The organism is Rhodophyticola sp. CCM32 (genome assembly GCF_004751985.1).
Taxonomy (GTDB): Bacteria; Pseudomonadota; Alphaproteobacteria; order Rhodobacterales; family Rhodobacteraceae; genus Rhodophyticola.
The window spans coordinates 2818760-2834355 of sequence record NZ_CP038492.1; the positions used below are offsets into that span (position 1 = coordinate 2818760).

General features: G+C 61.8%; 19 protein-coding genes and 1 pseudogene. 10 read left to right on the forward strand and 10 right to left on the reverse strand.

Annotated elements, in window-relative coordinates; translation table 11 throughout:
* Positions 1-3: 3 nt before the first annotated feature.
* Together E2K80_RS19170 and E2K80_RS13695 are read right to left on the reverse strand one after the other, a co-directional pair.
* The gene (locus E2K80_RS19170; protein WP_168193197.1) at positions 4-147 is read right to left on the reverse strand and encodes a hypothetical protein; all 144 of its coding nucleotides are present in this window, start codon (positions 145-147) and stop codon (positions 4-6) included.
* The gene (locus E2K80_RS13695) at positions 137-646 is read right to left on the reverse strand and encodes a c-type cytochrome (RefSeq protein ID WP_338014546.1); all 510 of its coding nucleotides are present in this window, start codon (positions 644-646) and stop codon (positions 137-139) included. The genes E2K80_RS19170 and E2K80_RS13695 overlap by 11 nt, the downstream gene beginning before the upstream one ends.
* A gap of 119 nt (positions 647-765) precedes the next feature.
* On the opposite strand from E2K80_RS13695, the gene E2K80_RS13700 reads away from it, so the two are divergent.
* The 6 genes from E2K80_RS13700 (at position 766) to E2K80_RS13725 (ending at position 5287) form a co-directional block, all read left to right on the forward strand.
* Complete coding sequence (locus tag E2K80_RS13700; RefSeq protein ID WP_135375509.1) at positions 766-1596, forward strand: prephenate dehydratase; 831 nt, start codon at positions 766-768, stop codon at positions 1594-1596.
* Between the two features lie 29 nt (positions 1597-1625).
* Positions 1626-2471 carry a class D beta-lactamase gene (locus E2K80_RS13705; RefSeq protein WP_135375510.1) on the forward strand — a complete coding sequence of 282 codons (846 nt, stop codon included), beginning with the start codon at positions 1626-1628 and terminating at the stop codon, positions 2469-2471.
* Positions 2472-2638: 167 nt separating this feature from the next.
* On the forward strand, positions 2639-3559 hold the full coding sequence (locus E2K80_RS13710; RefSeq protein WP_135375511.1) for a DMT family transporter: 921 nt from the start codon (positions 2639-2641) through the stop codon (positions 3557-3559).
* 78 nt (positions 3560-3637) lie between these two features.
* A complete protein-coding gene (locus E2K80_RS13715) occupies positions 3638-4225 on the forward strand; it encodes a class I SAM-dependent DNA methyltransferase (RefSeq protein ID WP_135375512.1) in 588 nt (195 codons plus the stop codon).
* Positions 4218-4673: a ribonuclease HI gene (gene rnhA, locus E2K80_RS13720; protein ID WP_135375513.1), complete on the forward strand. Its 456-nt coding sequence runs from the start codon at positions 4218-4220 to the stop codon at positions 4671-4673. The genes E2K80_RS13715 and rnhA overlap by 8 nt, the downstream gene beginning before the upstream one ends.
* Entirely contained in the window at positions 4670-5287 is a 618-nt protein-coding gene (locus E2K80_RS13725) for a trimeric intracellular cation channel family protein (RefSeq protein WP_135375514.1), read from the forward strand. The genes rnhA and E2K80_RS13725 overlap by 4 nt, the downstream gene beginning before the upstream one ends.
* Positions 5288-5309: 22 nt before the next feature.
* On the opposite strand, the gene E2K80_RS13730 is transcribed toward E2K80_RS13725, so the two are convergent.
* The 3 genes from E2K80_RS13730 to def are packed head-to-tail and all read right to left on the reverse strand — an operon-like array spanning position 5310 to position 7028.
* Positions 5310-5570: a hypothetical protein gene (locus E2K80_RS13730; protein WP_135375515.1), complete on the reverse strand. Its 261-nt coding sequence runs from the start codon at positions 5568-5570 to the stop codon at positions 5310-5312.
* The gene (fmt, locus tag E2K80_RS13735) at positions 5570-6481 is read right to left on the reverse strand and encodes a methionyl-tRNA formyltransferase (RefSeq protein WP_135375516.1); all 912 of its coding nucleotides are present in this window, start codon (positions 6479-6481) and stop codon (positions 5570-5572) included. Before fmt ends, E2K80_RS13730 begins: the two co-directional genes overlap by 1 nt.
* Positions 6482-6503: 22 nt before the next feature.
* Positions 6504-7028 (reverse strand): peptide deformylase, encoded by a 525-nt coding sequence (def, locus tag E2K80_RS13740; protein ID WP_135375517.1) that lies wholly within the window; start codon positions 7026-7028, stop codon positions 6504-6506.
* A gap of 91 nt (positions 7029-7119) precedes the next feature.
* Here def and E2K80_RS13745 point away from each other — a divergent pair, with 91 nt between their 5' ends.
* From E2K80_RS13745 to E2K80_RS13755, 3 genes are all read left to right on the forward strand, one after another.
* The gene (locus E2K80_RS13745; RefSeq protein ID WP_135375518.1) at positions 7120-8289 is read left to right on the forward strand and encodes a MalY/PatB family protein; all 1170 of its coding nucleotides are present in this window, start codon (positions 7120-7122) and stop codon (positions 8287-8289) included.
* A gap of 52 nt (positions 8290-8341) precedes the next feature.
* Positions 8342-9148 carry a nucleotidyltransferase domain-containing protein gene (locus E2K80_RS13750; protein WP_135375519.1) on the forward strand — a complete coding sequence of 269 codons (807 nt, stop codon included), beginning with the start codon at positions 8342-8344 and terminating at the stop codon, positions 9146-9148.
* A 143-nt stretch (positions 9149-9291) separates the two neighbouring features.
* The gene (locus tag E2K80_RS13755) at positions 9292-10251 is read left to right on the forward strand and encodes an L-malyl-CoA/beta-methylmalyl-CoA lyase (protein ID WP_135375520.1); all 960 of its coding nucleotides are present in this window, start codon (positions 9292-9294) and stop codon (positions 10249-10251) included.
* A gap of 370 nt (positions 10252-10621) precedes the next feature.
* On the opposite strand, the gene E2K80_RS13760 is transcribed toward E2K80_RS13755, so the two are convergent.
* The gene (locus E2K80_RS13760; protein ID WP_135376631.1) at positions 10622-11455 is read right to left on the reverse strand and encodes an AraC family transcriptional regulator; all 834 of its coding nucleotides are present in this window, start codon (positions 11453-11455) and stop codon (positions 10622-10624) included.
* 126 nt (positions 11456-11581) lie between these two features.
* On the opposite strand from E2K80_RS13760, the gene E2K80_RS13765 reads away from it, so the two are divergent.
* A complete protein-coding gene (locus E2K80_RS13765) occupies positions 11582-12541 on the forward strand; it encodes an acetyl-CoA carboxylase carboxyltransferase subunit alpha (RefSeq protein ID WP_135375521.1) in 960 nt (319 codons plus the stop codon).
* 27 nt (positions 12542-12568) lie between these two features.
* Here the strand turns inward: E2K80_RS13765 and E2K80_RS13770 are convergent, their stop codons facing one another.
* The 4 genes and pseudogenes from E2K80_RS13770 to E2K80_RS13785 form a co-directional block, all read right to left on the reverse strand.
* Complete coding sequence (locus E2K80_RS13770) at positions 12569-13168, reverse strand: pyridoxamine 5'-phosphate oxidase family protein (RefSeq protein WP_135375522.1); 600 nt, start codon at positions 13166-13168, stop codon at positions 12569-12571.
* Positions 13168-13890, reverse strand: a complete 723-nt coding sequence (locus E2K80_RS13775; protein ID WP_135375523.1) for a lysophospholipid acyltransferase family protein — start codon at positions 13888-13890, stop codon at positions 13168-13170. The genes E2K80_RS13770 and E2K80_RS13775 overlap by 1 nt, the downstream gene beginning before the upstream one ends.
* Positions 13887-14789: a cell division protein FtsX gene (locus E2K80_RS13780; protein ID WP_135375524.1), complete on the reverse strand. Its 903-nt coding sequence runs from the start codon at positions 14787-14789 to the stop codon at positions 13887-13889. Before E2K80_RS13780 ends, E2K80_RS13775 begins: the two co-directional genes overlap by 4 nt.
* A pseudogene (locus tag E2K80_RS13785) lies at positions 14786-15462 on the reverse strand (cell division ATP-binding protein FtsE). Before E2K80_RS13785 ends, E2K80_RS13780 begins: the two are co-directional and overlap by 4 nt.
* Between the last annotated feature and the right edge of the window lie 134 nt (positions 15463-15596).

The following is a 15596-nucleotide window of genomic DNA, read 5'->3' on the forward strand; positions in this document are numbered from 1 at the left end:
GTGTCACGTTACGGGCCAGCCCCCTGTTTCATCAAGTTGAGAAATCGTGATCAGGTCCGGTTTCCAGCTATTTGCGGCCTTCACCTGTAAAAAGACCGCCCAGAGGCGGCCTTTCGCGCGCAGGGCGGCACCCTGCTCAATCGTCAAGCGTATCGAGATAGGCGATCAGATTGGCCCGGTCCTGAACGTCCCGCATGCCGTTATAGGACATCGCCGTGCCCGGTGCATATTCACGCGGGTTGGCAATGAAGTCCGAGAGGTTTTCCGGCGTCCACTCTCCGGTCGTGGCCAAGAGGCCGTCAGAATAGGCAAAGCCCACAGCCGCATGTTTCGCACGCCCGACAACACCATGCAAATAAGGGCCAACGCCATTCACACCATCCTGGTCGGAATGGCAGGTTCCGCATTGCCGCCACAGGCGTTCGCCCGCACCTGCATCGGCTGAGGCATAAACTTCTGCAAACGGCACCTCGGGCACGTCTTCTGCAACCTCGGTCACCGCATCATCGGTTTCGATCACATACCCGGCCTCATGCTCCCCATGGTGGCCGCCACCGATACTATAGAGGCCACTTCCTGCCCAACCGGCCAGCAGAAAGATAAGAAGCGCACCGCAGGCCGCGCCGCCGATCTTGGTAATGATCATTGTGTCAAACATGGGTGTCCCGTTCTCGCATGTGCTTTGCGGGGTATCTATCGCCTTCCCCACATCGCTTTCAAGGTGTAGGGAGCGCGACGAAACGCCCATCTGGAAGAAATCATATCATGACATCGCGCATCGCTTTTCAAGGAGAACCCGGCGCTTATTCGCACCAGGCCTGCCACGACGCCCGCCCGATGATGGAGGCCCTGCCCTGCCCAAGCTTCGAAGATGCGATCACGGCGGTGGTCGAAGGCCGTGCCGATCAGGCCATGCTGCCGGTGGAAAATACCACCTATGGGCGGGTCGCCGATATTCACCGGCTGTTGCCGGGTTCAGGGCTGCATATCGTCGATGAAGCGTTTGTGCGGGTGCATATCAACCTGCTTGCCGTTCCCGGTGCCGCGCTGGAAGATGTGACAGAGGCCCATTCCCACCTTGTGCTTCTGCCCCAATGCGCCAGCTTTCTGCGCCAGCACGGCATCAGGGGCTGGGTGTCGCCGGACAATGCGCGCGCCGCCCGCGATGTGGCGGAATGGGGCGACAGGTCGAAAGCGGCGCTGGCATCCGAACTGGCCGGGGAAATCTATGGGCTCGACGTTCTGGCCCGCCATATCGAGGATCATGACCGCAACACCACCCGGTTTCTCATCATGGCCCCCGATGCCGACACAACGCGCCGTGCCGATCACATGATGACAAGCTTTGTGTTCCGCGTCCGCAACATCCCCGCCGCACTTTACAAGGCCATGGGCGGGTTTGCGACCAATGGTGTGAACATGACCAAACTGGAAAGCTATATGGTCGGCGGCAGTTTCACCGCGACACAGTTCTACGCGGATATCGAAGGGCATCCCGATGATGCGGCCGTCAAGCTGGCGATGGAGGAACTGGCCTATTTCACGTCCGAGCTTCGCATCCTCGGCACCTATCCCGCCGACCCCGCCCGCGACTGAACCCTGCCCAAACCGGAGCCTTCAGAGATATGATGATCTTCCCGTCTTTGAAACGGCTGTGTCTTACCGCCCTTCTTGTGGTGATCCCGACACTGGCCAGCGCCACGCAGGTGGAGATTGCCCGCACCCCCCTTGCCGCCGAGATCGGGGATCGGGACGTAGCCTTTCTTGCCCGCGATCTGGAAACCGGCACCGATTACATCCTCGAAGGCAGCGATCTGACACGCCGTCACGCCCCCTGGTCCACCTTCAAAATCCCCAATCTGCTGATCGCGCTGGAAACCGGCACGGCCAGCGGTCTGGATCATCCCTATACCTGGGATCAGGCCCGCCGCCCCCCGGCCGCTTACTGGCCCGAAGACTGGCGACAGGATCAGACACTTGGCAGTGCCTTCCGCCGCTCGGCCGTGTGGGTGTTTCGGGACATCGCCGAACAGACCGGTACTGACACCTATCGCCAGCGGCTTGGCGAATGGGGATATGGCAATGCGGACATTCCTGACGGGTCCGATCATTTCTGGCTTGATGACACGCTGCAAATCTCGGTCGCCGAACAGGTGAATTTCCTTGACCGGTTTTTCGCAGGCACGCTTGGCCTTTCGGCCAAGAGCAGCGATGCGCTGATCGAGATCAGCCGGGACGGGCAGTTCGGCGCGGCAATGCTCCACGGCAAGACCGGGGCCGGCACGATCACACAAGGGGATTTCAATGGCCGGTTTGAAGGCTGGTATACCGGCTTCGTTCTGCGCCCGGATGCGGAACCGGTGATCTTCTCGCTTTACACCCGGGCACCGAATTATCGCGCCCTTCGGGATTTCCGCAAGGATTTCGCAATCCGTTTGCTGCAAAGGGCCGATCTGCTGCCGATCAGGTAGGGGCACCCGACAGCCATGAATGCCATCTCCAGGCATTCCGGTCGTTATCTGTTCATAGCCCCGCTTTGCGGAGCACCCGCCGCGCGTGCCTTGCCCCTTCCCCCGCCCGGCGGTAAGCAGGTTCGAAACCGCCCGCGATCCGGCGATGGCTACGGAACCCTGCCCTTATGAATCCCCTGCGCGGCATTGCTTTCAAAATCGCTTCGGTCTGTGTGATGATGACCATGGCCAGCCTGATCAAGGCGGTCTCGGACACGGTGCCGCCGGGACAGGCGGTGTTTTTCCGCTCCGTTTTTGCCCTGCCGGTCATTGTCATCTGGTTGCTCTGGCGCAATGAACTGCATATCGGGTTGCAAACCCGGAACCCCATGGGCCATGTCTGGCGCGGGCTGGTCGGCACCATGGGGATGGGTCTGATCTTTACCGGTCTTGGTCTTCTGCCCCTGCCAGAGGTGACCGCGATCGGCTATGCCGCCCCGCTTCTGGTGGTGATCTTCGCAGCCATGTTTCTGGGCGAACAGGTCCGCGCCTTCCGGCTCAGCGTTGTCGCCCTTGGCCTGATCGGTGTTCTCATCGTGCTTTCGCCGCGGCTTCAGGTGGGTGTTGGCAGCGCTGACACCCGCGAAACCCTGGGCGCCGTGGTGGTGCTGATGGGCGCGGTCTGCGCCGCGCTTGCCCAGGTCTTTGTCCGCAAACTGGTCCATACGGAAGGCACGGCGGCCATTGTTTTCTGGTTCTCGGTCACCGCCAGCATAATCTCTTTGCTGACGATCCCCTGGGGCTGGGTGATGCCCGGCCCGGGGCATATCGCGATGTTGGTGCTGGCGGGTCTGTTGGGTGGCTTCGGGCAAATCCTGTTGACCACCAGCTACCGCAATGCCGATGCATCGCTGATCGCGCCGTTTGAATATACGTCGATGCTTCTGGCACTTGCCGTCGGCTATCTGGTCTTTGAAGAGATCCCGACAACCACCATGCTTGCCGGGGCCGCCATCATCGGCGGCGCGGGCATCCTGATCATCTGGCGCGAACGCCAGCTGGGGATGGAACGCGCCCGCCAGCGCAAGGCGATCCCCTCTCAGGGTTGAGCCCATTCCGCAGACGGAAAACCGCTTTTCCCGGTGTTGCCCCTTGCCGCCCCGGCCCCGGCCCGGCACATAAGACCCATGACTGACCGCACAACCATCGAGACCTATTCCAGCCGGGCCCGCCAATATCAGGCGCTGGAAATCAGCGATATGCAGGTCCAAAGCCTTGCCGGTTTCCTTGACGGGCTGCCGCCCGGGGCGGCCCTGCTTGATCTGGGCTGCGGGCCGGGCCACCATGCGGCAGAGATGCAGGCGGCCGGGTTTCAGGTCACCGCCCTTGATGCCACCCCCGCCTTTGTCGAGGCCGCCCGCGCCCGGGGTGTTGCCGCCAGGCTAGGCAGTTTCGACGATCTGACCGAAACCGATGCCTATGCCGGGATCTGGGCCAGTTTCAGCCTGCTTCACGCCCCCAGGGCCGATCTGCCCCGCCATCTGCGGGCCATTGCCACAGCCCTGCAACCGGGCGGCCGGTTGTTTCTGGGCATGAAACTGGGGCAGGGCGAAGGCCGTGACGACATCGGGCGTTTCTATAACTATTACAGCGAGAGTGAATTGCGCACCCGTCTGGCGGAGGCCGGTTTGACGGTTTCACATGTGCAGACCGGGGAAGAGCGGGGGCTGGCCGGGTCGATTGACCCCTATATCCTGATCACCGCCCATGGCTGAGCTTTTCGCCTATACCGACGGCGCCTGTTCCGGCAATCCCGGCCCCGGTGGCTGGGGCGCGCTGCTGATTGCGCGCGAGGGGGAGCGGGTGGTCAAAACCCGCGCGTTGAAAGGGGGCGCGCCCGACACCACCAACAACCGGATGGAGCTGCTTGCCGCGATCCATGCGCTTGAGGCGCTGGAGCGTCCCTCGACCCTCACCCTTGTCACCGACAGTGCCTATGTCAAAGGCGGCATCACCGCCTGGCTGCACAGCTGGAAACGCAATAACTGGCGCACATCGACGAAAAAACCGGTGAAGAACGAGGATCTCTGGCGTCGGCTGGACATGGCCAATGCCCGCCACACAGTCCGTTGGGAATGGGTCAAAGGCCATGCGGGCCACCCTGAAAACGAACGTGCCGACGAGTTGGCCCGCGCCGGCATGGCGCCCTACAAACCCAAATGATCACGATGCTTGATTATGCCTCGGTCACGATCTTCGCACTGACCGGCGCGCTGCTTGCCTCCCGCGCGCAGCTTGATCTGATCGGGTTCTTCTTTCTGGCCTGTCTGACAGCGGTTGGCGGCGGCACGATCCGCGATCTTCTGCTGGACCGGCACCCGATCTTCTGGCTGGCCGATCTGACCCATCTGGCGATTGCCTGCATGGCGGCGCTGATCGTCTTCTTCACCGCCCATCTGCTGGAAAGCCGGTACAAGACCCTGCTCTGGCTTGACGCGGCGGCCCTGTCGATTGCGGTCAGCGCCGGGGTCAGCGTGGCCACCACGATGGGTCAGCCCGGCCCGGTTGTTCTGGTCATGGGCGTTGCCACCGGCACGCTTGGCGGGTTGATGCGCGATGTGGTCTGCAATGAAATGCCCCTGGTTCTGAAACAGGGAGAGCTTTATGTAACCGCCGCGCTGGCCGGTGCCGGGGCCGCCCTTGCCGCGCCTTTTGTCACCGCCCAGCCGCTGGCCCCGGTTCTGGCCTGTATCGCCACGACCTTCGCGCTGAGGGCGGGGTCAATCGCGTTCGGCTGGCGCCTGCCAGGCTACAAACCCCGACCGCCCCGACAATAAAACCACACCCCGGAGCCGGAAGCTATTTCCGCCGGTTCCGCCGCCGATGGGCCCATTCCGTGGGGATCAGGACCAAAGCCGCCGCCGAGCCGATGATTGCATCCAGCCCGGGGGAGCCGAAACTTAAGTGGAACATCACCCGCAGCATGAAGACGACGATCACCGCGCCCAAAGCGATCAGGATCGAGGGGATCATCCCGTTATGGGTGATGCCCCAGCGTTCAAAAAAGAACCCCATGAAGCCGCCGATCATCAGCGAGCCGAAAAACGCGAAAAATCCCATCAGCCGTCTCCCAATACCGTGCCCGGCGCCACGGGGGTGCCCCGCAGAAATGCCGCGCTGTCCTGCTTTCCGCGCCCCTCGGCCTGAAGCTCGGTGATCTCCACCGCGCCGGTGCCGCAGGCCACCCGTATCCCGTCCAGCAATGTGCCGGGTTCACCTTCACCCGGCACCACCCGGCTCCGCAAGAGCTTGATCCGCCGGTCGTCCAGCATCGTCCAGGCGCCGGGAAAGGGCGACAGGCCCCGGATCAGCCGGTCAACCTCAATCGCGGGGGCTGTCCAGTCGACCCGCGCCTCCGCCTTGTCGATCTTGTTGGCATAGGTGACACCGGTCCCGTGCTGTGCCTCGGGCACCAACACGTCCAACCGCGCCAGCGCCTCCACAATCGCCTCGGCGCCCAGGGCAGACAGCCGGTCGTGCAGATCGCCCGTGGTCTCCTCCGCCCCGATCTCAACGGGTTTGCGCAGCAGAACAGGGCCGGTATCCAGCCCCGCCTCCATCTGCATGATACAGATTCCGGTCCGGGGGTCCCCGGCCATGATCGCCCGGTGGATCGGCGCCGCACCGCGCCAGCGGGGCAGCAGGCTGGCATGGATGTTCAGACAGCCCCGGGCGGGCGCGTCCAGAACCGGCTTCGGCAGGATCATGCCATAGGCGACAACCACCGCCAGATCGGCCTTCAACGCGGCAAAATCCACCTGCGCCTCCACCCCTTTCAGGGAAAGCGGATGCCGCACCTCCAGCCCCAGGGTTTCGGCCCGCGCCTGCACCGGCGATGGCCGTTCCTTCTTGCCCCGCCCCGCCCGGCGCGGTGGCTGGCAATAGACCGCTGCGATCTCGTGACCTGCCGCAACCAGCGCGTCCAGAACCGGCACGGAAAAGGCCGGTGTGCCCATGAAGATGATCTTCATTCGCCCATGGCCGGTATCTGTTTCACGCTTTCTCCCGCGCCATCTCGCGCTTCAGCTTGACCATTTTGCGGGTGATCATCTGGCGTTTCAGCGGGCGCAGATAGTCGATGAACAATTTGCCATCCAGATGGTCGATCTCATGCTGCACGCAGGTCGCCCATAACCCGTCAAACGTATCGCTCTGCACGTTGCCGTCCCGGTCCATCCATTCCACACTCACCTCGGCGGGCCGCTCCACCTCCGCATACATCTCGGGCAGCGACAGGCAGCCTTCCTCATAGGTGTTCCGTTCCTCCGAACTGGCCACCACATGCGGGTTGAACATCACAACGGGCCGGGGCGTCGCGCCCTCTTTCTTCTCGCAATCCAGCACGACCAGGCGGTACAGAATACCCACCTGCGGGGCCGCCAGCCCGATGCCGGGTGCGGCATACATCGTCTCCAGCATGTCATCGGCCAGTGCCCGCAGATCGTCAGAGATATCAGGCACCGCCTTGGCCAGCTTTTTCAGGCGCGGGTCGGGATGGATCAGGATCGAGCGTTTCATGGAAATTCATCTAAGCGATGCGGCCCGCACCCGCAACGCCCCTTGCGCCCGAAAATACCCAAGCTAATCTGCCGGTAAAAGGAGACATCAGATGTCATTTGACGAGATTATTGATCGCCGCGGTTCTCATTGCGTGAAATGGGATATGATGGAGCAGCTTTACGGCGTCGATCCGCAAAACGGCATCGCGATGTGGGTTGCCGATATGGATTTCCGCCCGCCGGCCTGCATTCAGGAGGCGGTTAAGGCGGTCGTCGACCATGGCGTCTATGGCTATTTCGGGGATGACAGCAAATACCGCGCGGCGATCTGCTGGTGGATGGAAAACCGCCATGGCTGGACCGTCGAGCCCGACTGGATTTTCACCACCCATGGGCTGGTCAACGGCACCGCCATGTGCGTCGACACCTATACCGAGCCGGGCGACGGCATCGTTCTGATGACCCCTGTCTACCACGCCTTTGCCAAGGTGATCCGCGCAGCAGACCGCAATGTGGTCGAATGTGAGATGGTCAATGCCGATGGCCGCTATGAGCTCGACATCGACGCCTGGGATGCGCAGATGACCGGCGCTGAGAAGATGCTGATCCTCTGTTCCCCGCATAATCCCGGTGGCCGGGTCTGGACCCGGGCCGAATTGCAGGCGCTGGCCGCTTTCGCCAAACGTCATGAGTTGCTGATCGTCTCGGATGAGATCCACCATGATCTGGTGATGCCCGGGCATAAACATATCCCGATGGCGCAGATCGAAGGCATCACCGATCGGCTGATCATGATGACGGCCACCACCAAGACCTTCAATATCGCCGGGTCCCATGTGGGCAATGTGATCATCGAAGACCCAGACCTGCGCGCCCGGTTCGGGGCCCGGATGATGGCACTGGGCCTGTCGCCCAATTCCTTCGGCCTGTTCATGGCCACGGCGGCCTATACGCCCGCAGGCGCCGAATGGGTGGATCAGCTTATCCCCTATCTGGCCGAAAACGCCCGGCTCTTTGACGAAGGCATCAACGGCATCCCCGGCTTGCGGTCGATGTCACTGGAAAGCACCTATCTGGCCTGGGTCGATTTTGCCGGCACCGGAATGGAGATGGAGGAATTCACCCGTCGCACCGCCGAAGGTGCGGGCATCGCCGTCAATCACGGGCCGACATTCGGCAAAGGCGGCGCGGATTTCCTGCGCTTCAACATCGCAGCCCCGCGCGCGGTGATCGAGGATGCGGTGAGCCGGATGCAAAAAGCGTTTGGCGATTTGCAGTAGCAGAGGCAATGGGCGCAGGTCTTCAAAGGCCTGGCAACAACAGGGGTGAGGCGTGAAACACACCGATGCGATAGACGCGATAACCGGTGCGTTACGGGACACCCCCGGCATAAAGGCGCTTTTTCTGAGCGGCAGCTACGGCACCGGGCTTGAGGACGCGTATAGCGATATTGATTTCGTCATGGTGGCGGCGGACGGCGCCAGTGACGATGTGGCAGGGCTGTGGCACAGGGCGGTCAGCAAAACGGGTGAGATCGTCTTGTGGTGGGATCGCACAGTCAGGCCAGTCCTGATCAATGCGATCACAGAGGACTGGCTGCGCATTGATCTTATGATCCTGAAGCCCGATCAGATGGGTGGCCAAAAACAGGACAGCCTGAAACCCCTTTTCGACCACGACCGGATATACGACACTCTGCCAGAGGTCACGGCAAAACCCATCCCGACCCCTGCATATGCAAAATACCAGTTTGAAGAGTTCATCCGTATTCTGGGGCTGTTGCCTCTGGCTGTGGGCAGGAAAGAATATATCAACGGTGTGCTCGGCGTTTTCCACCTGCGCAATCTGCTGGTTGACCTTCTTATCGCCGAGACCGGTGTGCGCCACAGGGGTGGTGCCCTGCATCTGAACAGGTTGATCACCGAGGATCAGAAAGACATTCTGACCGCCCTGCCCCCACCCGTTGCAACCCGGGATCAGATGATCGCCGGGCATATGGCCTATGCGAAGGCTTACCTGCCCCGCGCCCGCAGGCTTGCAAAGCAATGGGGGGTAGATTGGCCGGAACGGTTTGAGGCCGCAACATGGAAGCAGCTTAACAACACGCTTTCGATTGAGAGACCCTACAATCCCGACTGAGGGCTGTTGGTGGTCTGCAGACCCGGCGAGGCCATGCCGCCGCCACCGTCCTGTGCCGCGGCGCAGCACTTGCGTATATGCACGCAATATCATACCCCCTCAGCCAACCGAAACGAAACATCCTTGCGCAGAAAGAACCGCTCATGTCCTTCCGCCTGCAACCCCAGCCCGTCGCCCGCCCGAATCGCTGCCAGCTTTTCGGCCCCGGTTCCAACACCAAACTGTTTGAGAAAATGGCGGCCAGTGCGGCGGATGTGATCAATCTGGACCTGGAAGACAGCGTTGCCCCCACCGACAAGGCACAGGCAAGGGCACATGTCATTCGGGCGATTGGGGATGTGGATTGGGGCACCAAAACGCTCAGCGTGCGGATCAACGGGCTCGACACGCCCTATTGGTATCGCGATGTGGTCGATATTCTGGAACAATCCGGTGATCGGCTCGATCAGATCATGATCCCGAAAGTGGGCTGTGCGGCAGATGTCTATGCGGTGGATGCGCTGGTCACGGCGATCGAGACCGCAAAGGGGCGCCCCAGACCCGTCAGCCTTGAGGTGATCATCGAAAGTGCCGCCGGGATCGCCCATGTGGAAGAGATCGCCGCCAGTTCCCCGCGCCTGCAGGCCATGTCCCTCGGGGCGGCCGATTTCGCTGCCTCCATGGGGATGCAGACCACCGGCATCGGTGGCACGCAGGAAAATTACTATATGCTCCATGGCGACACCCGCCATTACAGCGACCCCTGGCACTGGGCGCAGACCGCCATTGTCGCCGCCTGCCGCACCCATGGGGTGCTGCCCGTTGACGGCCCGTTTGGCGATTTCAGCGATGATGAGGGCTATAAGGCGCAGGCCCGCAGGTCCGCCACGCTTGGCATGGTGGGCAAATGGGCCATCCACCCGAAACAGATCGCCCTGGCCAATGAGGTATTCACCCCGTCCGGGGACACCGTGGCGGAAGCCCGCGATATCCTAGCCGCCATGGAGACGGCCAAGAAGAATGGCGAAGGGGCGACGGTCTATAAGGGCCGCCTGGTTGATATCGCCTCGATCAAGCAGGCCGAGGTGATTGTCAGACAATCCGAGATGATCGCCGCAGGCTAGGGCCTGTTGACGTTCATCTTTGGTCACTGGCGCGAGACCCATTTTGCCGCTGGCGCGTTGAATTGAACGCAGCGATGTGGGTCATCGGAAGGGCAATTCGGCGATGTCAGAGGCAAAATGGGCCGCGGCCCGAAGGGAGTTCGCCAAAATTGCCCATTTCTGCGTTAAGATCGCTTGCATTATAGCGGTTTGCGTTTGATCTGAATCGAAAACCGCTGCCTCTCGCCTTCGGCTCGAACGCGGTTTTCGATTGGACTGCCTCATATAAAACGCAAAACGCTGTAGCGGGCTAGTTCTGCGCGATCTTGCCTGGAACTGAGCAATTTTGGACTGAAACCAGTGACCAAATATGAACGTCAACAGGCCCTAATCATTTCAGCGGCACACAGACATCGGTCAGCAGATCATCCTGCGCGGTGTCCTTCGGGTTGTTGAGATAGACCTCGATCGGCGGATGATCCCCGGTCTCTTCCCCGCTTTCCGGCAGCCAGACACCATACATGTGCTTATAGGCCGCCGACAGGCCGGAATAGGGGCCTTTGTAATGCATCACCGCATAACGCCCGCCGGGCAGATTGACCTCTTCCAGCGGGTCCGAAACCTCCAGCGTGCCCTCAACCACGATCCCGGCCAGACTGCGCAACTCTTCTGCGGCCACCGCATCGGGATCATCGAAATAGACACCGACCATGCCCCGCGCCTGCGGCCAGAACCCGCGTGAGGTAAAGACGGCACTGACGCTTTCAAAGGCCTTTCCGATCTCGATATAGGGGCCCTTATGGGGTATCGCGGCCAAACGGCGGGCGGGTTGATCATTTATTTCAATGGGATACACAGGGTAATCTCCTCTATGGGCTGACAAAAGCGGTGGCGACAGCTCACCGCGGGTTCTGAACGCCCCGGGGCTCAGACCATGGGCCGCCTGAAAGACCCGGCTGAAACTGGGCAGGCTGGGATACCCCACATCACCGGCAATCTGTTTCAGCGGTCTGTCCGTCTGGACCAGCCACACCGCCGCCCGGTGCAATCGCACCCGGCGCACGGCCTGGGCACAGGTTTCCCCGGTCATTGCGCGAAACACACGGTGCCAGTGAAACCGGCTCATCGCGGCGATATCGGCCAGCCGGTCCAGCGACAGATCCCCCGCCGGGTTGTCATGGATATAGGCCACCACACGCAGCAACCGGTCTTCATAGCTTGCCATGGTCTTTCCCTCCGGGTCGTTCATGCCCTGTCATGCGCCCATCCGCATTCACAAATCTTGCCGAGTTGCATCCGCGCGCATCGAAGGTCATATAACCTGCCAAGCGGATCGCGTGGGAGCGTGTGAATGAACTATCTCGACTTCGAAAAACCCCTGGCCGAAATCGAAGGCAAGGCGGAAGAGCTGCGCGCGATGGCCCGCAAGAATGAAGAGATGAATGTCGAGGATGAGGCAAAGGCGCTCGACAAGAAGGCCGCCGAGATGCTGGTCGATCTCTACAAGGATCTGACGCCCTGGCGCAAATGTCAGGTCGCGCGCCACCCGGACCGGCCCCATTGCAAGGACTATATCGAGGCGCTGTTTACCGAATACACGCCCCTCGCAGGTGACCGGAACTTTGCCGATGACCATGCGGTGATGGGCGGGCTGGCCCGGTTCAATGACACACCCGTGATGGTGATCGGCCATGAAAAGGGCCATGACACCAAAACCCGGATCGAACGCAATTTCGGCATGGCCCGGCCCGAAGGCTATCGCAAAGCCGTGCGGCTGATGGATCTGGCAGACCGGTTCGGCCTGCCGGTCATCACCCTGGTCGACACCACCGGCGCCTATCCCGGCAAGGGCGCCGAGGAACGCGGCCAGTCCGAGGCGATTGCGCGCAGCACCGAAAAATGCCTGCAAATCCGCGTGCCGCTGATCTCGATCATCATTGGTGAGGGCGGATCAGGCGGGGCTGTGGCCTTTGCAACGGCCGATAAGCTGGCGATGCTGGAACACGCGACCTATTCGGTCATTTCCCCCGAAGGCTGCGCCTCGATCCTGTGGAAGGACGCGGGCAAAATGCGCGAAGCGGCCGAGGCTCTGCGCCTGACCGCGCAGGATCTGAGCCGCCTTGGCGTGGCCGATCATATCATCAAGGAACCCATGGGCGGTGCGCAACGCGACCCGGAGGCGACAATTGCGGCTGTGGGCAAGGCGATCACCGCATTGCTGGCGGATATGGACGGGCAGACCGGCAAAGCCCTGGTGAAGGCCCGGCGGAAGAAATATCTGGATATGGGGTCAAAGGGCTTGGCGGCGTAACCCGCGACAGGCGCAGCCAGGCCCCGTTCACCACATCCGCCCTTTCGCATATTCCGCATAGCCGCTGTCATAGCTGTCTGCGTCGAAATCGGCCTTCATTTCCTGCACAAACTGGCCTGCGGTCGGCAGGCCCTCACTGTCATCACGGCTCCACAGACCGGCGCGCATGATCGCCTTGGCGCATTGAAAATACATCTCTTCCACCACAATTGTGATCACCGTTTTCGGGTGTTTCCCGCGGTGTTCAAACTGTGTCGTCATGGCCGGATCGGCCGTCAGCTTTGCGGTGCCGTTCACGCGCACCACATTCATTGACCCGGGCACCATGAACATCAGGCTGACCCGGCCATCGCGGACGATATTGCGCAGGCTGTCGATCCGGTTATTGCCGCGCCAGTCGGGCAAAAGCAGGGTCTTGTCATCGGCAATCCGCACCACCGGACCATCATCGCCACGCGGGCTGCCATCGGTGCCCTCAGAGCCGACACTTGTCAGCACGCAGAAACGCGATGCCTCGATCCAGCGGCGATAAAGCGGGGTGATGCGGGCAACCACTTTGGTCAGCGAGGCGGGCGCCGGACTGTCATACAGCGCCTCCAATGCGGCCATGTCTTCAATGAACTCCATCAATCCCTCCGAAACCCGGCCTCATCCAGCAACTTGTCCGAGGCGGTTTCCACCTCCGCCTCCAGCCGCGCCAGAAACGTCTCTTTCGGCAATCCCGGCATGATCGGCGGCAGGAACTCCACCACCGCGACCCCGGGTTGCCGGGTGATCCCGTGTTTCGGCCAGAAGAGCCCCACATTGGTCGCAACCGGCACGCAGGTCTGGCCCAACTGCTCATAAAGCGCGCCGGTGCCCACCTTATAGGGTTTGCTGACCCCCGGTGCCACGCGGGTGCCCTGGGGGTAGATGATCAGCTGACCACCCTGCTGTTTGCCGCCCCGCACATCCTCCAGCATCTTCTTTATCGCAGCGCCACGCTTGCCCCGGTCAACCGGGACACAGCCGATGCGCAAGGCGTATTGGCCCAGAATGGGCGCATATATCAGCAGCCGCTTCATGATGAATTTTCCGCGCGGGGTGGCGTTGTAGATCACCAGAATATCAAGGAAGGACTGATGTTTCGCCGCCACCATCACCTCATCGGTGGGCGGTGTGCCCCTGATCTCGACCCGCAGCCCCACCATCCAGCCCATGGTCCAGAGCACCCAGCGGCAATAGGCGTGGCAGGCGGCATGGCCCCCCGTGGTGCTGACAAGCACCCAGGGCAGATAGACCAGACCGAACAGCGGCATCACCAGATACATCTGCGCGATGAACAGAAGGGATCGCAGGCGCTGGATCATCTGAGCCCCCCGAGGGTGCGGAACGCGGCAATGCGCGTGGCCCAGAAGGCGGTGACAGCGGCAAGAAGCGGAACTGTCAGCGGCCAGAGCCAATGCAGCCCGGCAAAGCCAAGCCCGGTCAGAAACGCCTCTTCATCGCCGGCGCGGGGCAAAAGCGCCACCGCGATCATCCCGATCAATGTGCCCACAGCCGCGCCAATCAACGCCCGCAACGTGAAGCGGCGCACAAAGGCCCCGGCAATGTAATCATCCTGCGCACCGACCAGCCGCATCACCTTGATGACACTTTGGTTTGCCGCCAGAGCCGAACCTGCGGCCAGCGTGATCATCGCCGCGGTCGAGGCCAGAATCAGCCCGATGGCCACCCAGCCCAGAAGGCGCAACCGGTGCGCGGCCTGCACCAGCGGGCGGCGCCATCTGGTGTGATCATCCAGCACCGCGCCCGGGGCCTCGGCGGCCAGACGTTGCCGCAGGCCTTCGGCGTCATAGCCATCGGCGGTTTCCACCACCTCCACCAGACGCGGGATCGGCAGATCGGCCACCGGCAGGTCGGGGCCGAACCAGGGTTCCAGAAGCGCCCGCTGTTCTTCATCGGTCAGCGCGCGGGCATTATCGACCCCGGGGGTCTGTTCCAGCACGGTCAGAACCGCCCAGGTCTGCGCCTCCAGCTCGGCCACCGGGGCCGAAATGCGAATGGTCGAACTGCGCGCCAATGCGTCTGACCAGCGATCGGCCAGCCTCCCGGCAGCCAGCGACAGGGCCATGGCGAACACCGCCAGAAACGCCATTGCGGCGGCTGTGAACACCGTCAGACGGGCCGAATACCCGGTGGGCGGCACCACCCGATCTGCCTGCCGGTCGCCGCGCACAAACCCCAGAACGTGATCTGTGACGCTCATAAATCCGCCCCCGCCAGTTGCAACCGCCCGCCACTGATGCGCAGCACCCGGGCCGAAACCTGCGCCTTGGCCGCGCGGATCAGCGACAGATCATGGGTGGCGATCAGCACGGTTTTTCCCATCTTGTTCAATTCCACCAGCAGGGTCAGCAGGCGCAGCGACATATCCCAGTCGATATTGCCGGTCGGTTCATCCGCCAGAATCACATCCGGGTCCATGATAACCGCGCGGGCCAGCGCCGCACGCTGACGTTCCCCCCGGAGAGTTCAGGCGGCAAAGCATGGGCGCGGGCGCGCAGCCCGACCCAGCCGATCAGTTCTTCCAGATTGGCAGTCTCATTCCCGGTTTGCCGGTTCGAGACGGTCAGCGGCAGCGAGATATTCTCTGACACCGGCAAATGATCCAGAAACTGACAGTCCTGATGCACAACCCCGATCCGTTGTCGGGCCATGGCGATATCATCGCGGGCCATATCCCTGGCCTCCTGGTCGAACAGCCTGACCGATCCGCCCGTTGGCAGAAGCTCTGCATAACAGAGTTTCAGAAAGGTGGTTTTGCCTGCCCCCGACGGCCCGGTCAGAAAATGAAATGATCCCGGGGCCAGACGCAGGCTGATATCGGACAGAAGCGGCTCTGTTCCATAGCCATATGCCGCCTCTTCCAGCTCAATCACGATCACGACCCCCTGCAACCCAATGTGTCACTCATGCCCCACCGGGGCCGGGGATTCAATCGGGGGTGACACGCAAATGCTTGGAAACAATGTGCTTGGTTGTTAAGCGTTATCCCGGATACAAAAAATAAGCA

Excerpts from the sequence above, each read along its gene's own strand:
- fmt (WP_135375516.1), bottom strand. The coding sequence starts at position 6,481 with ATGAAGATCATCTTCATGGGCACACCGGCCTTTTCCGTGCCGGTTCTG.
- E2K80_RS13760 (WP_135376631.1), bottom strand. The coding sequence starts at position 11,455 with ATGGCAAGCTATGAAGACCGGTTGCTGCGTGTGGTGGCCTATATCCAT.
- E2K80_RS13715 (WP_135375512.1), top strand. The coding sequence starts at position 3,638 with ATGACTGACCGCACAACCATCGAGACCTATTCCAGCCGGGCCCGCCAA.
- E2K80_RS13700 (WP_135375509.1), top strand. The coding sequence starts at position 766 with ATGACATCGCGCATCGCTTTTCAAGGAGAACCCGGCGCTTATTCGCAC.
- E2K80_RS13770 (WP_135375522.1), bottom strand. The coding sequence starts at position 13,168 with ATGGAGTTCATTGAAGACATGGCCGCATTGGAGGCGCTGTATGACAGT.
- E2K80_RS13695 (WP_338014546.1), bottom strand. The coding sequence starts at position 646 with ATGATCATTACCAAGATCGGCGGCGCGGCCTGCGGTGCGCTTCTTATC.
- E2K80_RS13775 (WP_135375523.1), bottom strand. The coding sequence starts at position 13,890 with ATGATCCAGCGCCTGCGATCCCTTCTGTTCATCGCGCAGATGTATCTG.
- rnhA (WP_135375513.1), top strand. The coding sequence starts at position 4,218 with ATGGCTGAGCTTTTCGCCTATACCGACGGCGCCTGTTCCGGCAATCCC.
- E2K80_RS13710 (WP_135375511.1), top strand. The coding sequence starts at position 2,639 with ATGAATCCCCTGCGCGGCATTGCTTTCAAAATCGCTTCGGTCTGTGTG.
- E2K80_RS13755 (WP_135375520.1), top strand. The coding sequence starts at position 9,292 with ATGTCCTTCCGCCTGCAACCCCAGCCCGTCGCCCGCCCGAATCGCTGC.
- E2K80_RS13705 (WP_135375510.1), top strand. The coding sequence starts at position 1,626 with ATGATGATCTTCCCGTCTTTGAAACGGCTGTGTCTTACCGCCCTTCTT.
- def (WP_135375517.1), bottom strand. The coding sequence starts at position 7,028 with ATGAAACGCTCGATCCTGATCCATCCCGACCCGCGCCTGAAAAAGCTG.
- E2K80_RS13730 (WP_135375515.1), bottom strand. The coding sequence starts at position 5,570 with ATGGGATTTTTCGCGTTTTTCGGCTCGCTGATGATCGGCGGCTTCATG.
- E2K80_RS13725 (WP_135375514.1), top strand. The coding sequence starts at position 4,670 with ATGATCACGATGCTTGATTATGCCTCGGTCACGATCTTCGCACTGACC.
- E2K80_RS13765 (WP_135375521.1), top strand. The coding sequence starts at position 11,582 with ATGAACTATCTCGACTTCGAAAAACCCCTGGCCGAAATCGAAGGCAAG.
- E2K80_RS13745 (WP_135375518.1), top strand. The coding sequence starts at position 7,120 with ATGTCATTTGACGAGATTATTGATCGCCGCGGTTCTCATTGCGTGAAA.
- E2K80_RS13780 (WP_135375524.1), bottom strand. The coding sequence starts at position 14,789 with ATGAGCGTCACAGATCACGTTCTGGGGTTTGTGCGCGGCGACCGGCAG.